The organism is Stenotrophomonas genospecies 5 (assembly GCF_054473825.1).
Genome location: NZ_JBTMUW010000002.1, coordinates 209,657 through 236,271 on the forward strand (window position 1 = coordinate 209,657; position 26,615 = coordinate 236,271).

Sequence of the window (26,615 nt, forward strand, 5' to 3'; positions counted from 1 at the left end):
ATGCGTTCCTTCCGCAGCCCGAAGCGCCCCGCCGGGCTACAGCTTCATGCTGAGGCCGACGAAGACGGTGCGGCCGGGGGCAGGCGAGAACATCGGCCGGGCACTGTCCCAGAAGAAGCTGTCGTACCACGCGTAGGCGTACTCGCGTCCGGTGATGTTCTTCAGCTGCAGGTCCACGCTCCAGCGCGGATTGATCCGGTACGCGGCAGTGAGGTCGAGCACGGCGAAGCCGCCGAATCTGCCGGCCACGTTGCGCTCTTCCAGGTAGTAGTCGCCCTGCGCGCGCGCCTGCAGGCCCAGCCGCAGTGCCTGGCTGGCCTGGTAGTCCACGCCCAGGTTGCTGATGTGGCGCGGGGTGGCGGCCACTTCGCGACCCTGCAGGGACACGCCGGGGGCGCGGTTGTCGCGGGTGATCTTCGCTTCCTGGTACGCATGCGAGGCCCACACCGTCCAATCGTCGCCCACCTGCAGGCTCAACTGCGCGTCCACGCCACGGCGCCGGGTCTTGCCCAGGGTGACGGTGGTGCCGGTGGCCGGCATGTTGGACACCTCGTTCTCCGCATCCTGCTGCCATATCGCCAGGCGGGCCTGGGCGCCGTCAAAGGGCTGGAACTTCAGGCCCAGCTCCATGCCGGTGTTGGTGGAAGGGCGCATCGGCGTCTGCCCGGGCGTGAGATAGGCCGGCGCGGTGGCGCCGGTCAGCACCTGGAACGTGCGGCCCCAGTTCGCGTAGACGTGGGTGGTGTCGCCCAGGCTGTGGATGACGCTCAGCTTGGGCTGGCCGATGGTGCCGTAGTCCTGCAGCCGCCCGCGGGTGCCATCCATCAACCGCGTGCGACCATTGAAGCGGTCCACGCGATAGGCCGGCACGATCTTCCAGGCGGCGGCTGGCTGATAGATGGCCTGCAGATAAGCGCCCACGTTGTCGAAGCTGTGGCGGTCGTCGTTCTGCACGCGGGCCGGCGGGCGGGTGAAATCGGTGGGTTCGGCGTAGGCATACCGCTCGCGGATGTAACCGTTGTCCTGCTGCTCGTAGTTCAACCCGCCCTCCACCGTCAGCGTGGCTGCGGGCTGCCAGGTAAGCGTGGTGAGCAGGCCGGCCTGGCGCTCGTCCCACAGCCGCCGCTGGCGCGGCAGGTTGCCGGTGGGCAGGTCGCTGAAGGTCACGCGCCGATCGTCCTGGTAACGGTTGTAGTACAGCCGGGTGCCGAGAACGAGCGCGTCGGACAGCTTCAGGTCCAGATGCGCAGCGAACTGGCGCATGTCGCGGTCGTCGCCGTCATGGGCGTTGCGCAGGTCGCTGCCACGGCGGTGCGTGCGCAGTTCCTCGGCCGTCATGAAGCCGGGTTCGTCCGCCTCGTGGTGATAGGCGCGCGCGGTCAGGCCCACGCGCAGGCCATCGTCCAGTGAACCGTAGAACCACTTGCCACCCAGCGAGTACTTCCTGGAGGTGTCGTGCTCGCGATAACCGTCGCTGGCCTGGGTGCCGATGAAGTAGTTCTGCGCGAAGCCGTTGGATTCGCGGCCCACCGCCAGCTGCGCATCGCGCGTGTTGTAGCTGCCATAGGCCAGCCGCGCATCGGTGTAACTGCCGCCCTGGCGGGTGCCGAAGTTCACGTTGCCGCCGATGTTGTGCAGCCCATAACGCGGATCGTTGGTCCCGCGCACCACCTCGATGTAGCTGATTTCCAGCGGGAACAGCATGTCGATGAAGCGCTGGTTGCCGCTGTTGACGTTGCTCGGGATGCCATCGATCAGGGTCTTGATGGCATTGAGGTAACCCTCGCCATTGAAGGCGCGGAAGCTGACCTTGCCCGACTCGGCACCCTGGCGTGTTTCGGTCAGCTGGATGCCGGGCATCTGCCCCAGCAGTTCCCAGCTGTGGGACACGGTGCGGTCTTCAATCTGGTCTGCGCCCAGAACGTCAACGGAGGTGAGTACCTGGTGCGCGCTGAGGGCGCCTTCCCGGTGCTGGTGGACATCGACCTTGCCCAGGGTGAGCGCCGCGTCGGCTGACTGCGCCAATGCGTCAGGGGCAAGGGGAGCCGCCGCCAGGGCGGCCAGCAGCGTGGGGGTCTTCATGGGGCAGGAGATGGAGTGCCAAAAATGAAACTTTATAACATTTCAGTTCTGGCAGCCATCGGGGACGCCGGTTTGCCGGGCGTCAGGCAGACGGATACCCGGTCGCTTCCCTGGCCTTCTTCCACGCGATTTCAAATTCGCGCGCGCTGATCTCGTCGTCGGAATCGAAATCCAGGAACGAGACGGGCTGGTCGGCCAGCATGAAACGGTCATCGCTCTGGCCGTTTTCATCGGCCCATACCAGCTTGGAGCCGTAGATCTCCACCTGGCGGACGATCCTGTCGCCCCGTGCTTCCATCAGCACGTTGCCCTTGCCGAGGCCCGATTCGGCCCAGTGCTTGTAGTACTTCTTTGCGTTCTTCATTGCCGGAGTCCTGGCTGTGGAGGCAGCCGGAGAGTTCAGAGGGCGGCATTATCGCCCAGCGGGCACCGCAGGGGCCCTGCGATGACCTGCCATGCGCCCGTCGATCACAGCAGAGGGCCCCGGCTCACCGCCGGGGCCCTGCACTCACTTCTGCTGCAGGAAGGCCAGCAGGTCCTGGTTGACCTTGTCCTTGTGGGTTTCGGTCAGGCCATGCGGCGCACCCGGGTAGACGATCAGGCGGGCGCCCTTGATCAGCTTGGCCGACATGCGGCCGGCAACGTCGATCGGCACGATCTGATCGTCATCACCGTGGATCACCAGCGTCGGCACGTCGAACTTCTTCAGGTCCTGGCGGAAATCGGTTGCCGAGAATGCGGCGATCGAATCGTAGGTGTTCTTGTGCCCGCCCAGCATGCCCTGCGCCCACCAGGCGTCGATCATGGCCTGCGAAACCTTCGCGCCCGGGCGGTTGAAGCCATAGAACGGGCCGGAGGGAATGTCGCGGTACAGCTGCGAGCGGTTTTCCAGCTGCGCCTTGCGCAGACCATCGAACACTTCGATCGGTACGCCGCCGGGGTTGTCGGCGGTCTTGAGCATGAGCGGCGGCACCGAGCTGATCAGCACGGCCTTCTTCACCCGGCCGGTACCGTGGCGGCCGATGTAGCGCGCCACTTCGCCCCCCCCGGTGGAGAAGCCCACCAGCGTCACGTCATGCAGATCCAGCGTGTTGATCACCGTGGCCAGGTCATCGGCATAGTGGTCCATGTCGTTGCCTTCCCACGGCTGGCTGGAGCGTCCATGACCGCGGCGGTCATGCGCGATCACGCGGTAGCCATGGTCGGCCAGGAAGATCATCTGCGATTCCCAGCTGTCCGAGTCCAGCGGCCAGCCGTGGCTGAAGGTGACCACCGGGCCATCCTTCGGACCCCAGTCCTTGTAGTAGAGCTGCACGCCATCGGCGGTGGTGAGGGTGCTGGCGGTACGGGCGACGGCGGTGACGGCGGTGGAGGGCGCCGCTTGCGCAGCCTGGGCGGACAGGCCGGCCTGCAGGGACAGAGCCAGGGCAGTGGCGGCCAGGGTGCGGGTGACGGTGTTCATGGTGGAATCTCCTGCGAAGTGAGTGGGTTTCGACAGGTCCACTTTGCGCCCCTTTCCAGGACTGTTTGCTACGCAAAGTCCTTAAAATTTGACCGTTCGTCCGCCAATCCCCATGGCCCGCGACCGCTACCTCGCGCGGGCATCGCCGCGGCCCGGTCAGCGGTCAGCGGTCAGCGGGCCGGCAATGCCGCACCCTTCGGCCACAGCATCCACAGGCTGCCCTGCTGCTTCATGTCGCCGGCCAGCTTCCCAGCGGCATCACCGGTGCCCCAGTACAGGTCGGCGCGGACTTCGCCGGCAATGGCGCCACCGGTATCCTGCGCGGCCACCGGGCGTACCAGCGGCGTACCGTCCGGACGGGTGGTCGACAGCCACAGCAGGCTGCCCAGCGGTACCACGGTGCGATCCACGGCAACGCTGTAGCCGGCAGTCAGCGGTACGTTCAACGAACCGCGCGGGCCTTCCGGGCTGTCGGCGCTGCGCACGAAGAACACGTAGCTGGGATTGCTGCGCAGCAGCTCCGGAACACGCGCGGGATTGGCCTTCGCCCACGTGCGGATGGCGTCCATGGTGACGTCTTCCTTGCGCAGCTCGCCCTGCTCCACCAGCCAGCGGCCGATGGCGCGATAGGGATGGCCGTTCTGCTCGGCGTAGGCCAGCCGCACCTGCGTGCCATCGGCCAGGCGCACCCGGCCCGAGCCCTGGATCTGCAGCAGCTGCAGGTCCATCGGATCGGTCAGCCAGGCCAGTACCGGCGCCTTGGCACCCTTGCCGGCGATGGTGCCTGCGTCGTCATAGGGCTTGAGTACCTTGCCGTCCAGGCGGCCGCGCAGGCGCTTGCCCTTCAGTTCGGGGTAGACGCTGTCCAGCTGCACCACGATCAGATCATCGGGGGTGCCATAGACCGGCACTGTTGCCGTGTCCGTGCGGCTGAGGCTGCCGGGATAGATCGGCTCGTAGTAGCCGGTGATCAGGCCTTCGGCCTGCTGGCCACCCGCACGCAGCGCATAGACGTCCAGATCACGCTGCAGGAACTGGCGGATGGCGACCGAGTCCTTGTCTGAAACCGCAGCGGCTGTGGCGCAGGGTCTGGCCCAGACCGCATCGTTCTTCAGGCGGGTGCAGCTGCTGCGCCAGGCGACGAAGCCGGCCTGCAGGTCGCTGTCCGAGACCGGTGGCAGCGCACTCCATTCAACCCTGGCGTAGGTGGCCGCAGCGGGCGTGGCAGCGGCAGGTGCGCCTGGGCGGGTGCCGGTGGTGGAACACGCGGCGAGCAGGGCTGCACCGAGCAGGAGGAGCAGCGCGCGCGGCAACGACTTAACAGTGATCATGGTCGCAATGTAGTGGGGCGGGTGCTGGCCCGGCAACCTCATGCAGGTGTAGCGCCGGCCCATGGCCGGCGGAAGCGGATCCCGCGCTGTGCGCTCGCCGGGCATGGCCCGGCGCTACCGGCATTCCGACCCGGCGCTGGCGGTCACGGCGTCTGCAGCAGCAGCGAGTACAGGATGCGGGCGTCTTCCGCATCCAGCGTCTTCGGCAGATCATCGCTGCCACGGAATCGACGGTGGAACGCAGCTACCGCCGCGTCCCTGTCCTCCAGCGGGTAACCGAAGCGGGCCAGCGCATTCCAGGCATCGAAGCCTTCCGGTGCGGGACCATCGCTGGCACGCGGCCACACGCCGAAGCCGGCCTCTGCCAGCTGCTGCCACGGGAAGAAACGGCTGGGATCCTGCTTGCGCGTCGGCGCCAGGTCGGCGTGGCCGATGACCTGTCGCGGCGGAATGTCCAGGCGCGCGGTGAGGTCGCGCAGCAGCACGATCAACGATTCGATCTGCGCCGCGCTGAAGGGTGTGCGGCCGTTGTTGTCCAGCTCGATGCCGATGGACGCCGAGTTGAGGTCGGTGATGGTGCCCCATCGGCCCGTGCCGGCATGCCAGGCACGACGTTGATCGCTCACCAGCTGGTAGCGATGGCCATCGGCGCCGATCAGGTAATGCGCGCTGACCCGGCCGCCACTGTTGGCGGTGCGCAGCGTGCGCAGGCTCTGCTGCACCGAATCCTGTTCGGTGTGGTGGATGACGATGATGACCGGACCCCGCGCGTTGTGGTTCGGCGAGGGCACCCAGGTCGCGAGCGGATTGCGCGGCTCCGGCGGAGCGGACGCACAGGCGGCCAGCAGCAGGCAGGCCGAGAGCAGCAGGGACGTGCGGATCGGGTGCATGCCCCTGATTGTGCGCGATCGGGATGGATCGTGCATGGAGGCGCACGCGGCGCGTGGCCGGTGCCCTGACGGACGCAGCCGGGCATGGCCCGGCTGCACAGCGTGCGGGCGGCCCTTCCGGACCGCCCGCCCTGCATCAGGCCTCGTACGCGGATTCGCCGTGCGAGGTGACGTCCAGGCCGGTACGTTCGGCCTCTTCGGTCACGCGCAGGCCGACCACCACCTTCACCAGCAGCAGGATGACCGCGGTCACCACGGCGGACCAGACCACCGTCAGGCCGACGCTGACCACCTGCACCCACACCTGGTGGCCGATATCCAGATCGGCCTTGGTGCCGCCCAGCGACTGCGCACTGAACACACCGGTGAGGATCGCGCCGACGATGCCGCCGACGCCGTGCACGCCGAACACGTCGGCCGTGTCATCCACCTTCAGCAGGCGCTTGAGACCGGTGACGCCCCACACGCAGACGGTGCCGGCGACGAAACCAATGACGATGGCCCCCAGCGGCCCGACCGTGCCGCACGCGGGCGTGATGCCGACCAGGCCGGCCACCGCGCCGGAGGCCGCACCCAGCGCCGACGGCTTGCCCTTGCCGATGGCTTCCACCAGCGTCCAGCCCAGCACTGCGGCGGCGGTGGCCAGCACGGTGTTGAGGAAGGCCAGCGATGCCACGGTGTCGGCCGCGGCGGCGGAGCCGGCGTTGAAGCCGAACCAGCCCACCCACAGCAGCATCGCGCCGATGTAGGTGAACGGTACGTTGTGCGGCTTCAGCGCGGTCTGGCCGTAGCCGAGGCGCTTGCCGACGAACCACGCGGCGACCAGGCCGGCAACGCCGGCGTTGATGTGCACCACGGTACCGCCAGCGAAGTCGATCGCGCCCAACTCACCCAGGTAGCCACCGCCCCAGACGATATGCGCCATCGGGATGTAGCTGAAGGTGAACCACAATGCCGAGAACAGCAGCACCGCACGGAACTTGATGCGCTCGGCGAAGGCACCGACGATCAGCGCGGTGGTGATGCCGGCGAAAGTCGACTGGAAGGCGACGAACAGATAATCCGGCAGGCCCGCGATCGGCGTGTTGCCCACCGAGTCGGGCGTGAAGCCCTTGAGGAACGCGAACTCGGTGAATGAACCGAAGAACGGATTGCCGGCGCTGAACACCGCGCTGTAGCCGTAGGACACCCACAGCAGCAGCACCAGCGAGAACACCACCAGGATCTGGCTCAGCACGGACAGCACGTTCTTCGAACGCACCAGGCCGCCGTAGAACAGGGCCAGGCCCGGCACCACCATCAACAGCACCAGCAGGGTGGAGGTCAGCATCCAGGCGACGTCGCCGTGATCGAAGGCCGGGGCCGCAGCCTCGGCAGCCGCGGGAGCGGCGGCGGCCGGTGCCTGCAGCGGCTCGACCGCTACCGGTTCACTGCTCAACGGTGTCACCTGGGCCTGGGCGTGGGCGTTGCCCGGCCAGACGCCCGCGGCCAGCGCGCTGAGCAGCATCAGCAGGCACACGAGATGGAACCGGGCTTGCCACCCGGTAAGAAGGCGCATCTTCATTGGGGGAGTCTCCGGAAGGGGGTTACAGCGCGTCTGCACCGATTTCGCCGGTGCGGATGCGGATGACCTGTTCGACGGCGGTGACGAAGATCTTGCCGTCACCGATCTTGCCGGTACCTGCCGACGATTGGATCGCCTCGATCACCGCATCGGCGCGCTCGTCGGTGACCACGGTTTCGATCTTGATCTTGGGCAGGAAATCGACGACGTACTCTGCGCCGCGGTACAGCTCGGTATGGCCCTTCTGGCGGCCGAAGCCTTTCACTTCGGTCACGGTGATGCCCGACACGCCAGCATCGGAGAGGGCCTCGCGGACCTCGTCGAGCTTGAACGGTCGGATGATGGCGGAGATCAGTTTCATGCGCATGTCCCGATGGTGGATGGGGCCAGCGCGCCAACGCGCGATGGCATCAGGCAACCACGGGCCATCACATCGATGGCCGTGGCTGTTGCACCGGACACGAACGGGGCCGGGACGGTCGTGCCTCTCTCCTTGCACGACCGACGCGGGAGGGAGGGCGGCCCATGTCGCGTATCCGGTCTCTCTTGCCCCTGGATCAACGGACCCACGGTCCGCTCTACCACGGTGGGCCGGAGCCCACCCTGCGGCTCCCCAGCCGCAAAGATCGGAGGCGATGGCGGCGGGTGGGAGGGGGAAGCCCGCCGCCATCGCCGCCCGGTCAACTGGCGTAGTACAGCTGGTATTCCAGCGGGTGGGTCGCCGCGCGGAACTTGGTCACTTCCTGCATCTTCAGGGCGATGTAGCCGTCGATGAAGTCATCGCTCATCACGCCGCCGGCCTTCAGGAACTCACGGTCCTTGTCCAGCGCTTCCAGCGCCTGGTCCAGCGAGGAGCAGACCTGCGGAATCAGCTTCTCTTCTTCCGGCGGCAGGTCGTACAGGTCCTTGTCGCTCGGTGCGCCCGGGTCGATCTGGTTCTTGATGCCGTCCAGGCCGGCCATCATCAGCGCGGTGAAGGTCAGGTAGCCGGACTGGATCGGATCGGGGAAGCGCATTTCGATGCGGCGTGCCTTCGGGTTGGAGACCCACGGAATGCGGCACGACGCCGAACGGTTGCGCGCCGAATAGGCCAGCATCACCGGTGCTTCGAAGCCCGGCACCAGGCGCTTGTAGCTGTTGGTGCCCGAGTTGGCGAAGGCATTGATGGCTCGGGCATGCTTGAAGATGCCGCCGATGTACCACAGCGCCAGCTGGCTCAGGCCGCCGTAACCGTCGCCGGAGAACAGGTTGGCGCCGCCCTTGGACAGCGACTGGTGCACGTGCATGCCGCTGCCGTTGTCGCCGACGATCGGCTTGGGCATGAAGGTGACGGTCTTGCCGTTGCGGTGCGCGACGTTCTTGATGACGTACTTCATGCGCAGCAGCTCATCGGCCTTCTGCACCAGGGTGCTGAACTTGGTGCCGATCTCGCACTGGCCGGCGGTGGCCACCTCGTGGTGCTGCACTTCCACTTCGATGCCGACCTGTTCCAGCGTCTTGCACATTTCCGCACGCAGGTCGTGCAGGGTGTCGGTCGGCGGCACCGGGAAGTAGCCGCCCTTCACGCCCGGGCGGTAGCCGCTGTTGGCGCCGTCGTACTTCGCGCCGCTGTTCCAGGCGGCTTCTTCCGAGTCGACCTTGAAGAAGGTGTTGCCCATTTCATTGGCGAAACGGACCGAGTCGAAGATGAAGAATTCCGGCTCCGGGCCGAAGAACGCCGATTCGGCGATGCCCGAGGACTTCAGGTAGGCCTCGGCGCGCTTGGCGATGCCGCGCGGGCAGCGGCCGTAGGCCTGCATGGTGGCCGGATCGAGGATGTCGCAGCTGATCACCAGAGTGGGATCGGCGTAGAACGGATCGACATAGGCGCTGGACGGATCCGGCAGCAGGACCATGTCCGATTCGTTGATGCCCTTCCAGCCGGCGATCGAGCTGCCATCGAACATCTTGCCTTCTTCGAACAGCGACGCTTCGACGATGCTGACCGGGAAGGTGACATGCTGTTCGACACCGCGCATGTCGACAAAGCGCAGATCGACGAACTCGATCTGGTTGTCCTTGATCAGCTTCTCAACGTTTTCCACGGACATCGGTACGACCTCGGATGGGAATGAATGCCTGCTGAGGTACAGCAATGACCGTGCCAACTTTTTGCGCCCTGCAAGTCCTTGATTTCACACAGCGTGCACTGAGTCAGTGCGGCACAGCCTGCACCAAAGGGGTGCGCAGGCACGCGGATGCACCCCTTTGGTGCGGCATGGATGGTCTATCCTCTCGACCTTCTTCCGCCGCACGCGCCCGCACTGTCCATGTCCGACCTGCTCTCCGCCCTGCTGCTGGGCATCCTCGAAGGCTTGACCGAATTCCTGCCGATCTCCAGTACCGGCCACCTGCTGATCGCCCAGCATTGGCTGGGCGCACGTTCGGATTTCTTCAACATCATCATCCAGGCCGGCGCGATCCTGGCCGTGGTGCTGGTGTTCCGCCAGCGCCTGTGGAGTCTGGCCACCGGCCTGGGACAGCGCGAGAACCGCGACTACGTGTTCAAGCTGGGCGCGGCATTCCTGGTCACCGCCGTGGTCGGGCTGCCGGTGCGCCTGCTCGGCTGGGAACTTCCGGAAACGGTCAGCCCGATCGCCTGGGCGCTGATCATCGGCGGCATCTGGATGCTGCTGGTGGAGCTGTATACCGCGCGCCTGCCCGACCGCGACCAGGTTACCTGGACGGTGGCGATCGGTGTCGGTCTGGCACAGGTGGTGGCCGGCGTGTTCCCCGGCACCTCGCGCTCGGCGTCGGCCATCTTCCTGGCCATGCTGCTGGGCCTGAGCCGTCGCGCAGCCGCCGCCGAGTTCGTGTTCCTGGTCGGCATTCCCACCATGTTCGCCGCCAGCGCCTATGCGTTCCTCGAGCTGGCCAAGAAGGGACAACTGGCCAGCGAGAACTGGGCCGATGTCGGCGTGGCGTTCGTTGCCGCCGTCATCACCGGCTTCATCGTAGTGAAGTGGCTGCTGGGCTACATCAAATCGCACCGCTTCACCGCGTTCGCCCTGTACCGCATCGCGCTGGGTGCCGCACTGCTGCTGTGGTTGCCGTCCGGCACCTGAACAGCGGCGGGGAACGGCAACCCCGTTGCCGGCCCCGCCCCGTTTCCCCCTCGGTTCCCCAAGGAGAATCACCATGAACCGCAAGCTCACCCTGCTCCTCCCGCTGGCCCTGCTGGCCGCCTGCAGCCAGACCCCGGCCCCGGCCGGAACCGGCGGCGACGACGTGGCCCCGGCGGCGACCAAGGCGGCAGACCAGCAGACGCTGGCGCACCTGGACGCGCAGCGCCTGCAGAGCCAGCACTGGCGGCTGCAGAAGGCCACGGCCGCCGACGGCAAGCGCATCGACGCGCTGTTCGCCCGTGAAGACAAGCCGGTCACCCTGGACTTCGTCGATGGCCGCCTGTCGGTCAGCAATACCTGCAACCGCATGAGTGGCGGTTACACCCTGGCCGACGGAAAGCTGAGTGTCAGCGCGATGGCCTCGACGATGATGGCCTGCGCGGACAAGTCGCTGATGGCGCTGGACGAGGCCGTATCCAGCCGCCTGCAGGGCGAACTGAAGGCGGAGCAGGATGCCGCCGGCACGCTGACCCTGACCAGCGCACAGGGCGACACGCTGGTCTTCGCTCCGGAACCCGCCGCTGAAACCCGCTATGGCGGCGCCGGCGAAACCGTGTTCCTGGAAGTGGCCGCCCGGACCGAGAAGTGCTCGCACCCGCTGATCCCGGACTACCAGTGCCTGCAGGTCCGCGAGGTGAAGTATGACGACAAGGGCCTCAAGCAGGGCGAGCCGGGCAAGTTCGAGAACTTCTACGGCAACATCGAGGGCTACACCCACGAAGACGGCGTGCGCAACGTCGTGCGGGTGAAGCGCTACGAGGTGAAGAACCCGCCGGCCGATGCGCCGTCGCAGGCGTATGTGCTGGACATGGTGGTCGAGTCGGCCGTCGAGAAGAAGTAAGCATGCAGAAGGGCGGCCGCAGGGCCGCCCTTCTTCGTTGCCGCTGGGCGTACTGCCCGGCGCTGCAGAAACACGCTGCGCGGTCAGGCCAGCGCCGGATTCAACGTGTAGGTGCCGTGCAGCGCCGCCTCGGCCAGCACATGGCCATGCATGGCGCGATGGACATCCGCGGCGGTGAAGCGCTCCGGCAACGCCAGCGCGGCCACGTCCAGCGCGAACACACGGAAGAAGTAGCGGTGCAGCCGCTCGTCGTTGAACGGCGGGTACGGGCCGTCGTAGCCCAGGTAATCACCGGCCATGTCCGGATTGCCGGCGAACCAGCCGGTGAAGTCGTTCAGGCCCTGCCGGCTGCCGGCCGGACCGGCCGGTGCGGCCTTGCCCTTGACCACGAAGCCATCGCTGCAGCTGCCCGCGGCGATCTCGTGCACGCTGGCAGGGATGTCGGCCATCACCCAGTGCACGAAGTCGCAGCGCGGCTGGTCGCGTGGCACCGTCATATCGCTGCGGCCGACGGTGTCCGGCACGGTCGGCACATCCGGGTCCACGCAGATCAGCACGAACGAGCGGGTGCCCTCGGGCACATCGCTCCAGGCCAGGTGGGGATTGCGGTCCGGCGCGAAACCGGCGGTGTCGCCGGCGGCGAATTCGCGGTCGATCGGTGCGCCGTTGGTCAGGCTGTGGCTGCTCAGTTTCATCGGACGGTCCTCACTCTTCCGGGTAGCCCAGGCGCACCGCGATCGGTGTCAGCTGGGCGAAAGCGGCGCTCATCACGTCGCGGTAGTGGCGCCAGTGGCCCGGCGGGAAGCGCGGCACGCCAAGCTGGGCTGCCACGGGCATGGGGCGCTCGAACAGGCGTCCCAGCAGCTCGGCCATCGCCTGCGCATCATTGCCGATGTGATCGATCCGCAGCAGCACATGCGGGTACAGATCTTCCTCGTTCAGGGTCGCGACCTGGGCCAGCGCACGCGCCAGCCATTCGCCGGCCTCGGCCAGCGAGGTCATCGCCAGCGGCGCGGCAGCGCCATAGGCCACCCAGTCCAGCAGCATGTCGCGCGGATCACGCAGCACGATCAGCAGGCGGCCCTGCGGCAGCTGCGGGCGCAGCGCCCACAGCAGCGCGTTGTCCCACCACAGCAGCCAGTCGATGATCGTGTCGCCCTGCACGCCGCGCGCCGGCAGCTGCTCGCGCCAGCGCTGCACCAGCCGCTCCGGCGTCAGCACGCCGGACGCCAGGTCCTGCAGCGTGTGGTAGTTCTGGAACGCATCATCCGGCGGGTTGCTGGTGTAGCGATCACTGCGCAGCACCGGGCTGGCAGCGGCCAGGCCGGTCGCCACGCGCTCCACACCCGAACCCGGTGCGCCCCACAGGAAAATCGGCGCCGACGTGTTGGATTCGTCGACACTGCCCTTGTCCGGCCAGCTCGGCGGTGCCTTCGCCTGCGGCGGCAGCGGCAGGCGCTGCGGCGCCTGGTCGGCCTGCAGCGCCAGCCAGGTTGCCAGGGCGGCATCCGGTTGCCCGGCGCGATCCTGGATCTCGCCCAGCCAGGTGCGCAGGTCAGCGCGATGGCCCTCCGCGGCCTGTTCGATCAGCGCCTGCACGCGGGCAACGGCAGCAGCGGGGTCGCGCTGCAGCAGGCCCTCGACAAGGCGGGACTCGGCGCTGACACGGCCCGGCTCGAGGCTGACGATGCGTTCTGCGATGCCTTCAGCCTGTGCGTGCTCACCCGCCATATCGTGCAGCCGCAGACGCGCCTCCAGGGCGGGCACATGGCCAGGCATCGCTTCGATCCAGCGCTCGACCACGGCAACCGCCGCATCGCTGCCCACCTCTTCCACCGACAGGCGTGCCAGCCACAGGTCATGCAGCTGCGGGTTGTTTTCCAGCGCCGCATCCAGGCGTGCGCGTGCTTCTTCCTCGCGGCCCAGCCGCTGCCACGACATCAGCAGCAGCTGCAGCATCTGCCGGTCTGCCGGCTGCGATTCCAGCAGCGGCAGCAGGTGTTCCAGCGCCTGCAAGGGCTGCCCGCTGCGCAGCGCCAGCTCACCGGCCAGGCGCCGCAGCGATGCGTGGTCCATGCCTGGCTGCTGCAGCGCCACCTGCATGGCCTCGGCGGCGGCCTCGAGATTGCCCTGCCGCAACGCCAGCTGCACGACCAGCCCGTGCAGGGACGACAGCGACGGGTTGAGCTCCAGCACGCGGCGGAAGGCCTGCTCGGCGAATGCCAGCATGTCCTTGCCCAGATAGGCAAAGCCCAGTGCATACAGCACGCGCGGATCATTCGGCTGGGCCTGGTTGGCCTGCGACAGCAGGGCCAGCGCGCGATCAGGATCATCACGGCGCAGGGCGATCATGCCGTCGATGTGCAGCAGATCGGGATGATCCGGTTCGACGCGCGCGGCCAGGGTCGACAGGCGCTGGGCTTCGTCGAAGTCATTGCGGCCGATCGCCAGGTGCGCCTGCATAAGGTAGGCGGAAAATGCATTCGGATTGAGATCGGTGGTACGCAGCAGCGCCTCGTCGGCGCCCTGGTATTCGCGCAGCGCCAACAGCAGGCCGGCATGCTGCAGATGCAGCTGGGCATCGTCGGGGGCCAGCCGCAGCGCCTGCTGCAGGGCGTCCATCGCGTCGCCGGGCTTGCCCTGCTGCTGCAGCGCAAGCGCCAGCCAGCGGTGGGCCGCGGCCAGGCCGGGTTCGTCACGGGTCCACGCCTGGGCCAGCTGCACGGCCTGGCCGGCCTCGTTCTGGCGCAACGCTTGGATGATCTGGTCTTGCATGGCGGTCCGGTTCAAGGGCAAACCCGCATTGTAGCGGCCTGCGCGCCGGTCCCGGTTCAGGCCTGCAGAACCCGCCGCAGGCGCTGCGCCACCCAGCGCTCGGAGAAGCCGTCACCACGCCAGTTTTCCAGGAAACCGCAGTGACCGCCCCAGCACGCCGTTTCCAGATGCGCCTGGCGTGGCAGCTGCCAGTCGCGGAATGTGGAATACGGGATCACCGGATCATCCTGTGCCATCAGGATGTCGGCCGGCACCTGCAGCCCGGACAGGCGATCACCGGCAATCGAGTAGCCGTCGAAATACGCCTGCAGCGAACCGAAGGTGGTATGGCGCTCGACCAGCCATGCGGTCAGCGCGCGGATGTCCAGCTTCAGCACGCGATCGTCGCAGTCACTCAACTCGGGGAACAGGTCGCGCTTGCGGCGCAGCGAGACGGTCCACTTGCGGCGGAAATACCAGTCGTACATCGCCGGGCCGTTCTCGATGCTCTCCATGGTCAACGCCGGGTCCAGCACCGGGCACACCGAGGCCACCCGCAGCAGCGGCACGCCGGCTGCCGGCGCACGCAGGGCCAGGCGCAGCACGAAGTTGCCACCCAGCGAGTAGCCAGCGGCGACCAGCGGCAGGTGCGGCCAGCGCTGGGCGACGTCGCCCGCGGCATGCACCACTTCGTCGATCAGGTTGGAATGGAAGATGCCGGGGTTGAGGTGATGGGTGTTGCCATGGTCACGGAAGTTCAGCCGCACCACGTCGAAGCCCTGCTCGAGCATGCGCGCGGCGGCCATGCGCATGTAGCTGGACTCGGCGCTGCCTTCCCAGCCATGCAGCAGCAGTGCGATGCCACGCGGTTCGCGCCCCTCGACGTGGCTGTGCCAGCCCTGCAGGCGCACGCCCTCGCCACCATCGAGGATCATTTCCTCGCTGACCGCGCCGGTGGCGGCCAGCAGCAGCAGGCCGCGCTGCAGGCGCATGCGGCTGGAACTGAGCATCGACTGCAGGTGGGGATTGCGCAGCCAGCGCGGCGGCTGGTAATCGGCCGCAGTCAGCATCGACGCGGATGCGTCGACAGGCGGTGGCGGGACCAGGGCCACCACGGCCTCACTCCCCGCTCATGGCCGCCACGATGCGCGCGCGCGAGGTCTCCGCGATGCGCCGACGGCCTTCCAGGTCCTGGGCACCGATCGGTGCCAGGAAGTGCACTTCCGCACGTCGCGCCGGCTCACCGAGCAGGCGCAGGAAATTGGCGAAGAAACTCTCGCCCGGGCCGAAGGCCACGATCGTCTGCGCGTCGCCCTTCGTTCCGTACACCAGCGCCACCGGCTGCACCGGCACACCGGTCTCGACTGCCGCCTGGAAGATCCGGGCGTGGAACGGGCCCACTTCGTGGCCCCCGCGGGTGCGCCCCTCCGGGAACACGCCCACGGCCTTGCCTTCACGCAGGCGATCGGCCATCACCTGCATCACCCCACCGAGCGACTCGGTGTTGCCACGCTGGTGGAAGATGGTCTGGCCGCGCGCGGCCAGCCAGCCGACCACCGGCCAGCCGGCGATCTCGCGCTTGGCGACGAAGCCCATCATGCGCTGGCTGTGCAGGATGCTGATGTCGACCCAGCTGACGTGGTTGGCGACGAACAGCACCGCGCCGGGCAGCGGCTGGCCGAAGCGCACCAGGCGGAAACCGAAGATCCACATCAGGCCGCCCTGCCACGCGTTCACCACTTTGGCACCGAGACGGTCCTGGCCCACGCGCAGGTTCGCCCACGGCGCGAGCATGCCCAGCAGGGTGAGCGGCAGGAACACGAGGATGTGGACCAACAGCAGCGGTACGCGGTACAGGTAACGGCACACACGCGCCACGCCGCCGCGGGGGGCCGGAGTGGGGGAAGTCATCCGCGCACGATACCGGAGGGCTGCCATCGCTGCCAGCTGGTTCAGGCCATAAATCCGCTTGATCGGGGCAATCGGCGGGGAACGCTGGGTTCCGCCGCTGTCGCGGGCCTGGCCAGGGCCTCAGCCGTGGCCGGCAGCCACCACGGCCAGGGTCAGCCGCGAGATGCACACCAGCCGGCCCTGCTCGTCCTCGATGCGGATCTCCCACAGCTGCGTGCTGCGACCCACGTGCAGCGCGCGTGCGGTACCGGTGACGGTGCCCGAACGCACCGCGCGCACATGGTTGGCGTTGATCTCCAGGCCCACGCAGATCTGCTTGCCGGCCTCCACGCACAGATTCCCCGCGCTGCTGCCCAGGGTCTCGGCCAGCACCACCGATGCGCCGCCATGCAGAATTCCGTAGGGCTGGCGGGTGCGCTCGTCCACCGGCATGGTGGCCTGCAGCCAGTCTTCACCGGCAGCGCTGAAGACGATGCCCAGCGACGCGATGGCCGTGTTGCGGCTGAGCGCATTGAGCTGCTCGAGGGATACGGCTTCGCGGAACACCTGGGTCATGCGGGCACCTTCAGAGGATGGGGACGAGGCCGGCGCCGAACGCGGTCAGCATGCGCACCAGCAGCCACTTCGGTCCGACGTTGACTTCGGGGAAGTCGCCCACGGCAACGTAGCACTGGTGGAAGTCCGGGCTCTGCCGGGGCAGCGGCTGCGGGCAGTCCGGACCCGGCTTGAACTCGTAGTCGGTGGCGTAGCGCCACGGCCAGAAATCGAGGATCGGCAGCGCCTCGGAGGCCTTGCCGACGCTGTAGTTGAGCCCGGACAGCACCGGCGGCTTGGCGCGTGGCGCGACCGTCCAGGAGTTCTGCGGGTGGATGTCGCGCAGGATGCTCTGCGCCAGCTGCTCGGCGAACACCGGATCGTCGATGATCACCGCACCTTCGGTGTTGTAGTTCTCGCTGCGCGGATCGAAGTTGTGGGTGCCGACCACGCCGATGCGGCGGTCGACCACCAGCGACTTCGCGTGCAACCCCATGCGCGCACCCTTGCGGGTCACAGGCAGCGGCTTGTTGACCGCCTTGCTGCCCAGGAACGAGGGCCGCGTCTCGGTGCGCAGCAGACGCGTTTCCACTTCACTGCCGGCGGCGCGGCGGCGCGCCCGCGCATTCTCGTAGGCGCTGCCGGTGCGGGGGCGGAAAACCGCCGGCGCTTCGTCGGCGCCAGTCGTGGTGGCGGCGGCGTCGGTGGCGGTGGACGTACCGCCGCTGCGGGCATTGCTGCCGGCAGCGCTGCCGCCGATCAGCGGATTGCGTCCGCCACTGTCCTGGCCCGGCGGCGCCTCGATCGGGTCCGGCAGCAGGTTGCGGTAGTCGACCGGCGCATCGAGCGGGAACGGCTTGTATTCGAAGATGTTGAAGCCCAGCTCACGCATGTTGCGCCGCTTGTACTTGTACGACAGCGCGTAGACGATCGGGTTGTCGGTGGCCGCCAGGCTGTTGGTGGACACCAGCACGCGCGGCGGCTGCGGACGCTTGCGTAGATCGCGGAACAACGTCTGCGCGGGTTTGGACAGCACCAGGTACGGCGTCTGCAGGATCACTTCGTGCTGCGCGCTGGCGATCAGTGCGTCGAGCTGTGGCTCGGTGACGTGCTGGCTGGCCAGCGGCGCATCGACCTTTTCGCGCCGATGCTTTCGCGGCAGGTCGGCGACGTAGCGCACCGACGCCACCGGCAACGCGGTGTCGACGAAGGAGCGGGTGACGAAGTCCATGTCGTTGGCCTCCGCGCTGACCCGCTGCACCCGCTCGGGACGGCGGAAGGTGGCGGGCGGCAGGGCCGGCACGCCCTCGCGCAGCAGCGTGCGTCCGACGTCGTTCAGGCGTTCGGCCGGCACGCTGCGGCGGGCGCGCCAGAACGCATCGAAGTTGGCCGCCATCTCGCGCACTTCCGGGCCGGCGATCAATACGTCGCGATCGCGGAAGTTGTACTCGCGGTCCCAGTCGTAATAGTCGTCCTGGTAGTTGCGGCCGCCAACCACGCCGATTGCGTCATCAATCACCAGCAGCTTGTTGTGCATGCGCTGGTTGAAGCGGCGGAAACAGCACAGCACGCTGCCGGCATAGTCGAAGTAGTTCAGCCGCGCCTTGCCGAAGGTGGGGTTGTACACCCGCAGCTGGAAGTTCTCGTGGGCGCCGGACAGGGCGCCGAGAATCTGCAGGTCGGAGATGGCCGAGAGCTGGTCGATCAGCAGCCGCACCTTCACTCCCCGCTTCGAGGCGGCGAGCAGTTCATCGATGACCAGCCGGGCACTGTCGTCCTTGTCGAAGATATAGGTCTGCAGATCGATGCTGCGGGTGGCACTGCGCAACAGGTTCAGGCGCGCGACCAGTGCGCCCTCTCCCTCATCCAGCAGGGTGGCGTAATGACGGGGACGGGTTTCGGTGGACTCGCTGAATGCGCGGCCAGCGAGCGCGCGCAGCGGCGACTCCTGCGCGCAGCGATCGGCACGCTGGCACTCGACCTCGGTGGAGCGCGCCTGCACGGCAATCGCTTCGGCACGGTCGCGCTCGGCGTGCGACAGCGACGCACAGCCACTGCCAAGCAACACCGTTGCCAGCGCCAGCACCCGCAGCAGCAGATTCACGGTTTCGGCGCCTCGCTCAGGCGCGCTCGCAATACGAAGGTCACTCGGTCACTCAAGGCAAGCTGCCAGCTGTCCATGCCATACCGGCCTCGTTGCACGGTACCGCGGCTGACGACGTCGCAATCATAGCCGGGTCGGGCGCACTGCGCCTTCTCGACCCGCAGCGATTCAGGATGGCTGACCCCGCGCAGGGTCAGACGGCCTTCGATGTCGCCGCCTTCGGCCACCGTGTCGGGCCAGTAGGGCAGCGAATCGAACTCCACCATGGGGTGCCGCCCGGCGTCGAAGAACTCCTCGCCCCGCATCCAGCCGGTGTAGCGGGCCTTGCCGGGAATCTCCACCGAACGGGTGAACATCTTCAGGTGCACCTGGTGGCGGCCGTCGGAGAGCACCTCGATGCGCCCCTCGAACTGCGGGAACACCCCCTCGATGCGCTGCCCGAAGCGGGTGCGTACTTCGAAGCCGATGCGCGAATGCTGGCTGTCGAGCAGCAGCACGCGGGGGCCATCGGCGCGCACCGGAGGCAACGTGGTTGGCTGGGGCACGCCCGCCCAGGCCGGGGCGAGTGCCAGCAGCAGGGGCAACAGGCAGCGGCCGGGCCACCGCAGGCTCATCGGCTCACGGCCACCAGAAGGCGTTCAGGCTGGCCACGCCCGGCTCGATCGCCGCTTCGCGCGGGAAGCCGAGCACCGCGATGCCGGCCGGCGGCATGCCGCGGTAATCGCTGCTGCTGCCTTCGGTCATCAGGGCCACCAGCCGTTCCAGGCCGGGGTTGTGGCCCACGACCAGCACGCGGTCGAGATCGCGGCGTTCATCCACCAGTGCCGCCAGGGTGCCCGGGGTGGCTTCGTAGATGCGGTCTTCCAGGCGCTTTTCGACATAGCCGATGGCCGCCATCACCGCTTCCAGGGTTTCGCGGGTCCGCCGCGAAGGCGAGCACAGCACGCAATCCGGCAGCAGCTTGTTCTCCTTCAGCCAGCGGCCGGCGGCTTCGGCTTCGGCAAGCCCGACCGGCGACAGGGGCCGGTCGAGGTCGGCCTGGCCCGGGGTGGCCGGTTCGGCGTGGGCATGGCGCAGCAGGATCAGTTCACGCATCGCGGATATCCATGGAATCGGGGAGTGGAGCAAGGGCCCAGGCGTGAACGGTCACAGCTTCAGCCAGGACAGCAGAGGTTCCCAGTCGGCCTGGTGCTCGCGCACCTGGGCGGAGCGATAGTCGAACAGGCTGCGGCCCAGGCCGGTCATGACCACGTAGCTCTGGCTGTCGCGCAGCTGTGCGACCACCGGGTACGGCCATTCGGCCAGCATCTGCAGCGCCTGCTGCGAGGTCTGGGTCCAGGGCTTGGTGCGGTTGAGCACCAGCCCCACCGGCAGCTTGCGGCTGTGCACGCGCGGCACCTGGGCCAGGCTGTTGAGGAAGCCGACGATGGCTTCGATGTCCAGCGCCGAGGGCAGCACCGGCACCACCACCGCATCGGCGGCATCAAGGAAATGGGGGATATCGTCGGCCAACGCGCCGGCAGGCGCATCGATGATGACGGTCTCGGTGCCATCGGGCAGCTTCTGGGCCCATTGCTTCTTCCGGTACACGTCGATCGGCAGCACCGCGCTTTCCAGGCCGGCGCGGCGCTGTGCCCAGCGGGTGCTGGAGCCCTGCGGGTCGGCATCGGCGATCACCGTGGCCTTGCCCTGCAATGCCGCGTACGCGGCCAGGTGGGTGGCGACGGTGGTCTTGCCCACCCCGCCCTTGGAACCGGCCACCAGGATCGTCTTCATGCCAGCCTCGCTTCCGGGTACGTGCCCCGAGCGTACACCGGCGATGGTGACGGGAGGTAGAGCCGCGCTGAACCTGTCGGCATCGGCTTTGCTATGGTGACGCCCCCGAAGGATCGAACCCGCATGAGCGAACTGCAGGACCTGAGCGCGCTGATCCGCGCCAATACCCCCCTGATCGTGGTGGAGACCCAGGACGAGGGCCGCATCGTCGAGTTGTTCCGGCAGACACTGATGCATGTATGGCGGGCCCTGCACCGCTGGTCGATCACCGAGGGCCTGCGCCGCATCGATCTGGACAGCGAGGATGCGCCGGTCGGACCGCCCGATGCCAGCGCGGCGCTGCAGATGATCCGCCAGGCCGACCAGCGCGGGGTGTACCTGCTGCTCGATTTCCATCCCTATCTGGGCTATGCCAGCCACCAGCGCGCGCTGCGCGACCTGATCCAGCGCCGCCACAGCGAACCCCATGTGCTGGTGCTGATCGGTGCCAAGGTCGAACTGCCGGCCGAGCTGGAAGCCCTGGCGGTGCGCTTCAACCCGCGCCTGCCCGACGCCAATGCGCTGCTGAAGATGCTGCGCGAAGAGGCCGATGCCTATGCACGCGAGCACGGCGGCCGCCGCGTGGAGGTCGACAGCGAGGCGGTGAAGAAGATCCTGAAGAACCTGCAGGGCCTGAGCCTGGTCGACGCCCGGCGCATCGCCCGGCAGCTCATCTACGCCGACGGTGCGCTGCGCGACGACGACCTGCCACAGCTGGCGCGGCTGAAGTTCGAGCTGCTCAACCGCAGCGGCCACCTGTTCTTCGAGCATGACAGCGCGCGCTTCGGCGACGTGGCCGGCGCCAACCGGCTCAAGCGCTGGATCAACCAGCGCCGTGTCGCCTTCATCGCCGGCTCGGCACCGGCAGGGCTGGATCCACCGCGCGGCATGCTGCTGCTGGGCGTGCAGGGCTGCGGCAAGTCGATGCTGGCCAAGGCCACCGCCGCCGGGTTCGGCGTACCGCTGCTGCGCCTGGACGTGGGCGCGCTGTACAACAAGTACCACGGCGAGACCGAGTCCAACCTGCGCCAGGCCCTGGCCTCGGCCGAGCAGCTGGCGCCCTGCGTGCTGTGGATGGACGAGATCGAGAAGGGCCTGGCCAGTGGTGGCGACGACGGTGGGGTATCGCGCCGCGTGCTTGGCTACCTGCTGACCTGGATGGCCGAACGCAAGGCGCCGGTGTTCATCGTCGCTACCGCCAACCAGGTGCATGAGCTGCCCGCGGAGCTGCTGCGCAAGGGACGCTTCGACGAGATCTTCTTCGTCGACCTGCCCTCGCCCGAGGTGCGGGTGGAACTGCTGCGCCTGCACCTGGGGCGACGCCAGCTCACTGCGGACGACTTCGCGCTGCCGGCGCTTGCCGCAGCGTCCAACGGGTTCTCCGGTGCGGAGATCGAGCAGGCCATCGTGGCCGGGCTGTATGCGGCCCATGCCGAGAACCGGCCGCTGGATACCGAAACGCTGATGGGCGAGATCCGGGCGACACGGCCCTTGTCGGTGCTGATGGCCGAGCAGGTGGCGGCGTTGCGCGAGTGGGCGTCCGGTCGCACGGTGTCTGCGGACGACTGAGCGGTCTGCCACCCGCGGCGCAGGCTGTTGCCCTCTGCAGGTGCCGGGTGCACCCCGGCACCACGCCTGCCCTCAGGGCCAGGCCGGCGGCGCGGCAGCCCAGGCCTGCTGTACTTCGGCCAGCGACGCGCGCTCGTCCTCGCGCCACTGCGGCAGCAGCTGCGCGTAGCGGCTGCTGTCGCTCCACTGCGACGGTTCGGTGCGCACGGCAGCGGCGTACCACTGCACGGCCTGCTCCTTCTGCCCCAGGCGCCACAGTGCCAACGCGTAGCTTGGCGGCAACCAGCTCGGCTTGCTGAGCGTACTGCCGGCGGCGGCCTGCCACTGCTCCAGCGCGGCCTCCGGCTGCCCCTGCCGCAGCAGGTCCCAACCATAGTTCCAGCGTACGCCGCGACCGACGCTGCTCTGCACCGGGGCATCCTTCAATGCTTCGCGGTACAGCTGCTCGCCAAGTTCGCTACGGCCCTGCGCGATCGCCACCGAGGCCAGCTGCACGGTCGCTTCCACCACGCGCCGGCCACGCTCGCGCTGCTTGAGCAGCTGCGCCACCAGGGCATCGCCCTGCGACTGCTGCACGACCACCATCGGCGCAGCCGCGGCATCGTTGTCGAAATAGAACTCCTGTGGCGCCGGCAATACCGGCGCCGCCCACGCGGAGGCCGCCCCCGAGACCAGCAGGATGCCGGTCAGGATCTTTACTGCCACTGACATTCCTTCTTCCCCCGGGCTGCGACCGCAGCCCCTCTCTCTCCTCCTGATCCTAACCGCAGCATGGCCGCCGGCGCGAGTGCCGGGGCCTGCGCGGCCTCACTGCTACAATTCGCGCCTTCCCCGTCGCGTGCCTGCACGCGGCCGGTGCCAGCCGATCCTGACCGGGCCAGCCATGACCAGTACCGCGCAACTCACCTCGCCCTCTTCCGCCGACCTGATCGACCGTGATTACACGCTCGATCACAAGTACACCCGCAACGAGGGACGGATCTACCTGAGCGGGGTGCAGGCGCTGGTGCGGCTGCCGCTGATGCAGCGGCTGCGGGATGCCGCCGAAGGCATCGACAGCGCGGGGTTCATCAGCGGCTACCGCGGCAGCCCCCTGGGCGGCTTCGATCTGGAGCTGTGGCGCGCCCGCACGCACCTGGAGGCCGCGCGGGTGAAGTTCACCCCGGGCCTGAACGAGGACCTGGGCGCCACCATGGTCTGGGGTACCCAGCAGACCAACCTGTTCCCCGGCGCCAACGTGCAGGGCGTGTTCGGCATGTGGTACGGCAAGGGCCCGGGCGTGGACCGCTGCGGCGACGTCTTCAAGCACGCCAATGCGGCAGGCACGTCCCGTCATGGCGGCGTGCTGGCGCTGGCGGCCGATGACCATGCCTGCCGCAGCTCCACCCTGCCGCACGGCAGCGAGGACGAATTCGTCAGCGCGATGATGCCGGTGCTGAATCCGGCGGGCGTGCAGGACATTCTCGACATGGGCCTGCTCGGCTGGGCGATGAGCCGGTATACCGGGCGCTGGGTCGGCTTCAAGACCATCGCCGAGACGGTGGAATCGTCGGCATCGGTCGACGTGGATCCGCTGGCGCGTCGCATCGTGCTGCCGGACGACTTCCCGATGCCGGCCGGCGGCCTCAACATCCGTTGGCCGGACCCGCCGCTGGACCAGGAGATGCGCCTGCACCGCTATGCCGTGAAGGCGGCGCAGGCCTTCGCCCGCGCCAACGGCATCGACCGGGTGGTGATGGACGCGCCGCGTGCACGGCTGGGCATCGTCACCACCGGCAAGAGCTACCTGGATGTGCTGCAGGCACTGGAGTACCTGGGCCTGGACGAGGCCGCCTGCGCCGACATCGGCATCCGCGTCTACAAGGTCGGCATGACCTGGCCGCTGGAGCCGGAAGGCATTGCCCGCTTCGCGCAGGGCCTGGACGACATCATCGTGGTGGAGGAGAAGCGCGCCTTCATCGAGCGGCAGATGAAGGAGCAGTTCTTCAACTGGCCGGCCAGCTGGGGCCCGCGCCCGTCCATCGTCGGCAAGTACGACGAAGCCGGTGAATGGATCCTGCCGTCCACCGGCGAGCTGACCCCGGCCACCATCGCCGGCGTGATCGGCCGGCGCATCCAGCGGTTCTTCAACAACGAGTCGATCGAACAGCGCCTGCAGTGGATGCAGCAGAAGGAGGCCGAGCTCGCGTTGCCGCGCGCCAGCTTCCCGCGCGTACCGCACTACTGCTCGGGCTGCCCGCACAACACCTCCACCACGGTGCCGGACGGTTCACGTGCGTTGGCCGGCATCGGTTGCCATTACATGGTGACCTGGATGGACCGCAGCACCGACACGTTCACCCACATGGGTGGCGAAGGCGTGACCTGGGCAGGGCAGGCGCCGTTCACCGATACCCCGCACGTGTTCCAGAATCTGGGCGACGGCACCTATTTCCACAGCGGCTCGCTGGCGATCCGCCAGGCGATCGCGGCCGGCGTCAACATCACCTACAAGATCCTCTACAACGATGCAGTGGCGATGACCGGTGGCCAGCCGGTGGATGGCCCGCTCAGCGTGCCGGATATCGCCCGGCAGATGCGCGCCGAAGGCATCCACACCATCGTGGTGCTGTCCGACGACATCGCCAAGTGGACCCGCCAGCGCGAGCATTTCCCCAGTGACGTCGAGTTCCACGACCGCAGCGCGCTGGACGAGGTGCAGAAGCGCCTGCGCGAGGTGAAGGGGGTCTCGATCCTGATCTACGAACAGACCTGCGCCACCGAGAAGCGGCGGCGCCGCAAGCGCGGCAAGCTGGAAGATCCCGCCAAGCGCGTGATGATCAACTCGCTGGTCTGCGAGGGCTGCGGCGACTGTGGCAAGAAGAGCTTCTGCGTATCGGTGCTGCCGAAGGAAACCGAGTTCGGGCGCAAGCGCGAGATCGACCAGTCCAACTGCAACAAGGACTACTCGTGCGTGAATGGCTTCTGCCCGAGTTTCGTCACGGTGCATGGCGGGAAGCCGCGAAAGGGCAACCGGCGCGATGCATCGTCCCTGCTGGACAACCTGCCGGCGCCGACGGTGCGCGGCAGCCTGGAGCAGCCCTGGAACATCCTCATCACCGGCGTGGGCGGTACCGGCGTGGTCACCATCGGCGCGTTGCTGGGCATGGCCGGCCACCTCGAAGGCAAGGGCGCCACGGTGCTCGACCAGACCGGCCTGGCGCAGAAGGGCGGCGCGGTGACCACCCACATCCGCATCGCACGCCGGCCGGAGGACATCCACGCCGTGCGCATCGCCGCCGGTGAGGCCGACCTCGTACTGGGCTGCGACATGGTGGTGGTCAACGATTACTGGGCACTGTCGAAGGTGCGCGCGGGCCGCTCGCAGGTCGTGCTCAACACCTACGAAGCGATGCCGGGCACGTTCACCACCCGTCCCGACATGCAGTTCCCGGCGGCCGACATCATCGCTGGCGTGCGCGTGGCGCTGGGCGGCGATGAGCCGCTGCTGCTCGATGCCACCCAACTGGCCACGGCGCTGCTGGGCGATGCGATCGCCGCGAACCTGTTCATCCTCGGCTACGCCTGGCAGCAGGGCCTGGTGCCGCTGTCGTTCGAATCGCTGATGCGTGCCATCGAGCTCAACGGCGCGGCGGTGGCGATGAACCAGCAGGCCTTCGCCTGGGGCCGGCTGGCGGCGATCGATCCGCAGGCCGTGCAGGAGGCCGCCGGCCTGGTGCGCAACCGCCATACCGATACGGAATCCACGCCCGGCCCGCTGCATCCGCTGCCACCGGGCGAGTGGGAAGGCAACGAGTGGGGTGCCACCGCTGCGCCACGCAACACCGGCGACGAACGCGAACTGCGTGGCCTGCCCTCGCATGGCGGCGAGGTTGCCTTCCTGCCGCTGGACGACGCGCGCCTGTCGCGCTCGCTGGATGAAATGATCGAACGCCGCGCCGCGTTCCTGGTCGACTACCAGGACGCCGCCTACGCCGATCGCTACCGCAGCGTGGTCGAACGCGTGCGCGCCGCCGAACGCGAGCGCATCGGCGGCTCGACCGCGCTGACCGAGACCGTGGCCCGCTATCTGTTCAAGCTGATGGCCTACAAGGACGAATACGAAGTCGCCCGCCTGTACACCAGCGGTGATTTCCAGCGCCGGCTGCAGCAGCAGTTCGAGGGTGACTACCAGCTGCGCTTCCATCTGGCGCCGCCGCTGTTCGCGAAGAAGGATGAACAGGGCCGGCTGCAGAAGAAGGAGTACGGTCCGTGGATGTTCAAGGCGTTCGGCCTGCTGGCGAAGCTGAAGTTCCTGCGGGGCGGTGCCTTCGATGTGTTCGGCCGCACTGCCGAGCGCCGCATGGAGCGCAAGCTGATCGGCGACTACGAAGCCACCGTGCAGCTGCTGCTGGACGGGCTGGATGACGGTCGCCTGGCGTTGGCCGTGGAGATCGCCAGCATCCCCGAGCACATCCGCGGCTTCGGCCACGTCAAGGAAGCGCATGTGGAGAGCGCCAAGGCGCGGGAAGCTGCGCTGCTGGCGCAGTGGCGCAACCCGAAGGCGCTGCATATCGTGCAGGTGGCTTGAGCCGGAGGAGCACCGGCCACCGTC

22 protein-coding genes are annotated in these 26,615 nt (G+C 68.0%); 4 read left to right on the forward strand and 18 right to left on the reverse strand.

Features of this window, described 5'->3' with window-relative positions; genetic code table 11:
* Nucleotides 1–36 precede the first annotated feature (36 nt).
* The 8 genes from ACX9OW_RS16170 to glnA all read right to left on the reverse strand — a co-directional run bounded on the left by ACX9OW_RS16170 (nt 37) and on the right by glnA (nt 9,419).
* Nucleotides 37–2,082 carry a TonB-dependent receptor gene (locus tag ACX9OW_RS16170; protein ID WP_253118357.1) on the reverse strand — a complete coding sequence of 682 codons (2,046 nt, stop codon included), beginning with the start codon at nt 2,080–2,082 and terminating at the stop codon, nt 37–39.
* Between the two features lie 82 nt (nt 2,083–2,164).
* The gene (locus tag ACX9OW_RS16175; protein WP_053520269.1) at nt 2,165–2,446 is read right to left on the reverse strand and encodes a hypothetical protein; all 282 of its coding nucleotides are present in this window, start codon (nt 2,444–2,446) and stop codon (nt 2,165–2,167) included.
* A gap of 144 nt (nt 2,447–2,590) precedes the next feature.
* Nucleotides 2,591–3,544, reverse strand: a complete 954-nt coding sequence (locus ACX9OW_RS16180) for an alpha/beta fold hydrolase (protein WP_065182072.1) — start codon at nt 3,542–3,544, stop codon at nt 2,591–2,593.
* A 170-nt stretch (nt 3,545–3,714) separates the two neighbouring features.
* Nucleotides 3,715–4,875, reverse strand: coding sequence for a murein transglycosylase A (mltA, locus tag ACX9OW_RS16185; protein ID WP_459062554.1), 1,161 nt, complete (start codon nt 4,873–4,875; stop codon nt 3,715–3,717).
* Nucleotides 4,876–5,018: 143 nt separating this feature from the next.
* Nucleotides 5,019–5,765, reverse strand: a complete 747-nt coding sequence (locus tag ACX9OW_RS16190) for an N-acetylmuramoyl-L-alanine amidase (protein WP_065182073.1) — start codon at nt 5,763–5,765, stop codon at nt 5,019–5,021.
* A 136-nt stretch (nt 5,766–5,901) separates the two neighbouring features.
* A complete protein-coding gene (gene amt / locus ACX9OW_RS16195; protein ID WP_053520267.1) occupies nt 5,902–7,329 on the reverse strand; it encodes an ammonium transporter in 1,428 nt (475 codons plus the stop codon).
* A 22-nt stretch (nt 7,330–7,351) separates the two neighbouring features.
* Entirely contained in the window at nt 7,352–7,690 is a 339-nt protein-coding gene (locus ACX9OW_RS16200; RefSeq protein WP_004134334.1) for a P-II family nitrogen regulator, read from the reverse strand.
* A gap of 319 nt (nt 7,691–8,009) precedes the next feature.
* Nucleotides 8,010–9,419 carry a type I glutamate--ammonia ligase gene (gene glnA / locus ACX9OW_RS16205; RefSeq protein WP_053520266.1) on the reverse strand — a complete coding sequence of 470 codons (1,410 nt, stop codon included), beginning with the start codon at nt 9,417–9,419 and terminating at the stop codon, nt 8,010–8,012.
* 219 nt (nt 9,420–9,638) lie between these two features.
* Between glnA and ACX9OW_RS16210 the strand changes: the two genes are divergently transcribed.
* Together ACX9OW_RS16210 and ACX9OW_RS16215 are read left to right on the forward strand one after the other, a co-directional pair.
* The gene (locus tag ACX9OW_RS16210) at nt 9,639–10,433 is read left to right on the forward strand and encodes an undecaprenyl-diphosphate phosphatase (protein WP_053520271.1); all 795 of its coding nucleotides are present in this window, start codon (nt 9,639–9,641) and stop codon (nt 10,431–10,433) included.
* A gap of 73 nt (nt 10,434–10,506) precedes the next feature.
* On the forward strand, nt 10,507–11,334 hold the full coding sequence (locus ACX9OW_RS16215; protein ID WP_459062555.1) for a DUF4377 domain-containing protein: 828 nt from the start codon (nt 10,507–10,509) through the stop codon (nt 11,332–11,334).
* Nucleotides 11,335–11,417: 83 nt separating this feature from the next.
* Here ACX9OW_RS16215 and ACX9OW_RS16220 read toward each other — a convergent pair whose 3' ends face one another.
* The 9 genes from ACX9OW_RS16220 to ACX9OW_RS16260 form a co-directional block, all read right to left on the reverse strand.
* The gene (locus ACX9OW_RS16220; RefSeq protein ID WP_065182075.1) at nt 11,418–12,029 is read right to left on the reverse strand and encodes a YbhB/YbcL family Raf kinase inhibitor-like protein; all 612 of its coding nucleotides are present in this window, start codon (nt 12,027–12,029) and stop codon (nt 11,418–11,420) included.
* A gap of 10 nt (nt 12,030–12,039) precedes the next feature.
* Nucleotides 12,040–14,109, reverse strand: a complete 2,070-nt coding sequence (locus ACX9OW_RS16225) for a tetratricopeptide repeat protein (RefSeq protein ID WP_180876356.1) — start codon at nt 14,107–14,109, stop codon at nt 12,040–12,042.
* A 56-nt stretch (nt 14,110–14,165) separates the two neighbouring features.
* Nucleotides 14,166–15,200 (reverse strand): YheT family hydrolase, encoded by a 1,035-nt coding sequence (locus ACX9OW_RS16230; protein WP_080375346.1) that lies wholly within the window; start codon nt 15,198–15,200, stop codon nt 14,166–14,168.
* A gap of 7 nt (nt 15,201–15,207) precedes the next feature.
* Nucleotides 15,208–15,999 (reverse strand): lysophospholipid acyltransferase family protein, encoded by a 792-nt coding sequence (locus ACX9OW_RS16235; protein WP_053519975.1) that lies wholly within the window; start codon nt 15,997–15,999, stop codon nt 15,208–15,210.
* A 120-nt stretch (nt 16,000–16,119) separates the two neighbouring features.
* Entirely contained in the window at nt 16,120–16,554 is a 435-nt protein-coding gene (locus ACX9OW_RS16240) for a hotdog fold thioesterase (protein ID WP_053519976.1), read from the reverse strand.
* Nucleotides 16,555–16,564: 10 nt separating this feature from the next.
* Nucleotides 16,565–18,637 carry a phospholipase D family protein gene (locus ACX9OW_RS16245; protein ID WP_459062556.1) on the reverse strand — a complete coding sequence of 691 codons (2,073 nt, stop codon included), beginning with the start codon at nt 18,635–18,637 and terminating at the stop codon, nt 16,565–16,567.
* Nucleotides 18,634–19,251, reverse strand: a complete 618-nt coding sequence (locus ACX9OW_RS16250; RefSeq protein WP_164152954.1) for a YceI family protein — start codon at nt 19,249–19,251, stop codon at nt 18,634–18,636. The genes ACX9OW_RS16245 and ACX9OW_RS16250 overlap by 4 nt, the downstream gene beginning before the upstream one ends.
* Before the next feature lie 4 nt (nt 19,252–19,255).
* Nucleotides 19,256–19,732 (reverse strand): SixA phosphatase family protein, encoded by a 477-nt coding sequence (locus ACX9OW_RS16255; protein WP_053519979.1) that lies wholly within the window; start codon nt 19,730–19,732, stop codon nt 19,256–19,258.
* 51 nt (nt 19,733–19,783) lie between these two features.
* Nucleotides 19,784–20,413 carry a ParA family protein gene (locus ACX9OW_RS16260; RefSeq protein ID WP_053519980.1) on the reverse strand — a complete coding sequence of 210 codons (630 nt, stop codon included), beginning with the start codon at nt 20,411–20,413 and terminating at the stop codon, nt 19,784–19,786.
* Nucleotides 20,414–20,536: 123 nt separating this feature from the next.
* On the opposite strand from ACX9OW_RS16260, the gene ACX9OW_RS16265 reads away from it, so the two are divergent.
* Nucleotides 20,537–22,021 (forward strand): AAA family ATPase, encoded by a 1,485-nt coding sequence (locus ACX9OW_RS16265; RefSeq protein WP_065182079.1) that lies wholly within the window; start codon nt 20,537–20,539, stop codon nt 22,019–22,021.
* Nucleotides 22,022–22,093: 72 nt separating this feature from the next.
* On the opposite strand, the gene ACX9OW_RS16270 is transcribed toward ACX9OW_RS16265, so the two are convergent.
* Nucleotides 22,094–22,732 carry a tetratricopeptide repeat protein gene (locus ACX9OW_RS16270; protein ID WP_459062557.1) on the reverse strand — a complete coding sequence of 213 codons (639 nt, stop codon included), beginning with the start codon at nt 22,730–22,732 and terminating at the stop codon, nt 22,094–22,096.
* A gap of 172 nt (nt 22,733–22,904) precedes the next feature.
* Between ACX9OW_RS16270 and ACX9OW_RS16275 the strand changes: the two genes are divergently transcribed.
* A complete protein-coding gene (locus ACX9OW_RS16275; RefSeq protein WP_193395716.1) occupies nt 22,905–26,591 on the forward strand; it encodes an indolepyruvate ferredoxin oxidoreductase family protein in 3,687 nt (1,228 codons plus the stop codon).
* Nucleotides 26,592–26,615 lie beyond the last annotated feature (24 nt).

Bases quoted from the DNA above. Each gene is read 5' to 3' on its own strand.
- ACX9OW_RS16210 (WP_053520271.1), top strand. From the start codon at position 9,639: ATGTCCGACCTGCTCTCCGCCCTGCTGCTGGGCATCCTCGAAGGCTTG.
- ACX9OW_RS16170 (WP_253118357.1), bottom strand. From the start codon at position 2,082: ATGAAGACCCCCACGCTGCTGGCCGCCCTGGCGGCGGCTCCCCTTGCC.
- ACX9OW_RS16260 (WP_053519980.1), bottom strand. From the start codon at position 20,413: ATGAAGACGATCCTGGTGGCCGGTTCCAAGGGCGGGGTGGGCAAGACC.
- ACX9OW_RS16275 (WP_193395716.1), top strand. From the start codon at position 22,905: ATGACCAGTACCGCGCAACTCACCTCGCCCTCTTCCGCCGACCTGATC.
- glnA (WP_053520266.1), bottom strand. From the start codon at position 9,419: ATGTCCGTGGAAAACGTTGAGAAGCTGATCAAGGACAACCAGATCGAG.
- ACX9OW_RS16220 (WP_065182075.1), bottom strand. From the start codon at position 12,029: ATGAAACTGAGCAGCCACAGCCTGACCAACGGCGCACCGATCGACCGC.
- ACX9OW_RS16175 (WP_053520269.1), bottom strand. From the start codon at position 2,446: ATGAAGAACGCAAAGAAGTACTACAAGCACTGGGCCGAATCGGGCCTC.
- ACX9OW_RS16240 (WP_053519976.1), bottom strand. From the start codon at position 16,554: ATGACCCAGGTGTTCCGCGAAGCCGTATCCCTCGAGCAGCTCAATGCG.
- ACX9OW_RS16255 (WP_053519979.1), bottom strand. From the start codon at position 19,732: ATGCGTGAACTGATCCTGCTGCGCCATGCCCACGCCGAACCGGCCACC.
- mltA (WP_459062554.1), bottom strand. From the start codon at position 4,875: ATGATCACTGTTAAGTCGTTGCCGCGCGCGCTGCTCCTCCTGCTCGGT.
- ACX9OW_RS16200 (WP_004134334.1), bottom strand. From the start codon at position 7,690: ATGAAACTGATCTCCGCCATCATCCGACCGTTCAAGCTCGACGAGGTC.
- ACX9OW_RS16215 (WP_459062555.1), top strand. From the start codon at position 10,507: ATGAACCGCAAGCTCACCCTGCTCCTCCCGCTGGCCCTGCTGGCCGCC.
- ACX9OW_RS16270 (WP_459062557.1), bottom strand. From the start codon at position 22,732: ATGTCAGTGGCAGTAAAGATCCTGACCGGCATCCTGCTGGTCTCGGGG.
- ACX9OW_RS16250 (WP_164152954.1), bottom strand. From the start codon at position 19,251: ATGAGCCTGCGGTGGCCCGGCCGCTGCCTGTTGCCCCTGCTGCTGGCA.
- ACX9OW_RS16265 (WP_065182079.1), top strand. From the start codon at position 20,537: ATGAGCGAACTGCAGGACCTGAGCGCGCTGATCCGCGCCAATACCCCC.
- ACX9OW_RS16225 (WP_180876356.1), bottom strand. From the start codon at position 14,109: ATGCAAGACCAGATCATCCAAGCGTTGCGCCAGAACGAGGCCGGCCAG.
- amt (WP_053520267.1), bottom strand. From the start codon at position 7,329: ATGAAGATGCGCCTTCTTACCGGGTGGCAAGCCCGGTTCCATCTCGTG.
- ACX9OW_RS16235 (WP_053519975.1), bottom strand. From the start codon at position 15,999: ATGACTTCCCCCACTCCGGCCCCCCGCGGCGGCGTGGCGCGTGTGTGC.
- ACX9OW_RS16180 (WP_065182072.1), bottom strand. From the start codon at position 3,544: ATGAACACCGTCACCCGCACCCTGGCCGCCACTGCCCTGGCTCTGTCC.
- ACX9OW_RS16190 (WP_065182073.1), bottom strand. From the start codon at position 5,765: ATGCACCCGATCCGCACGTCCCTGCTGCTCTCGGCCTGCCTGCTGCTG.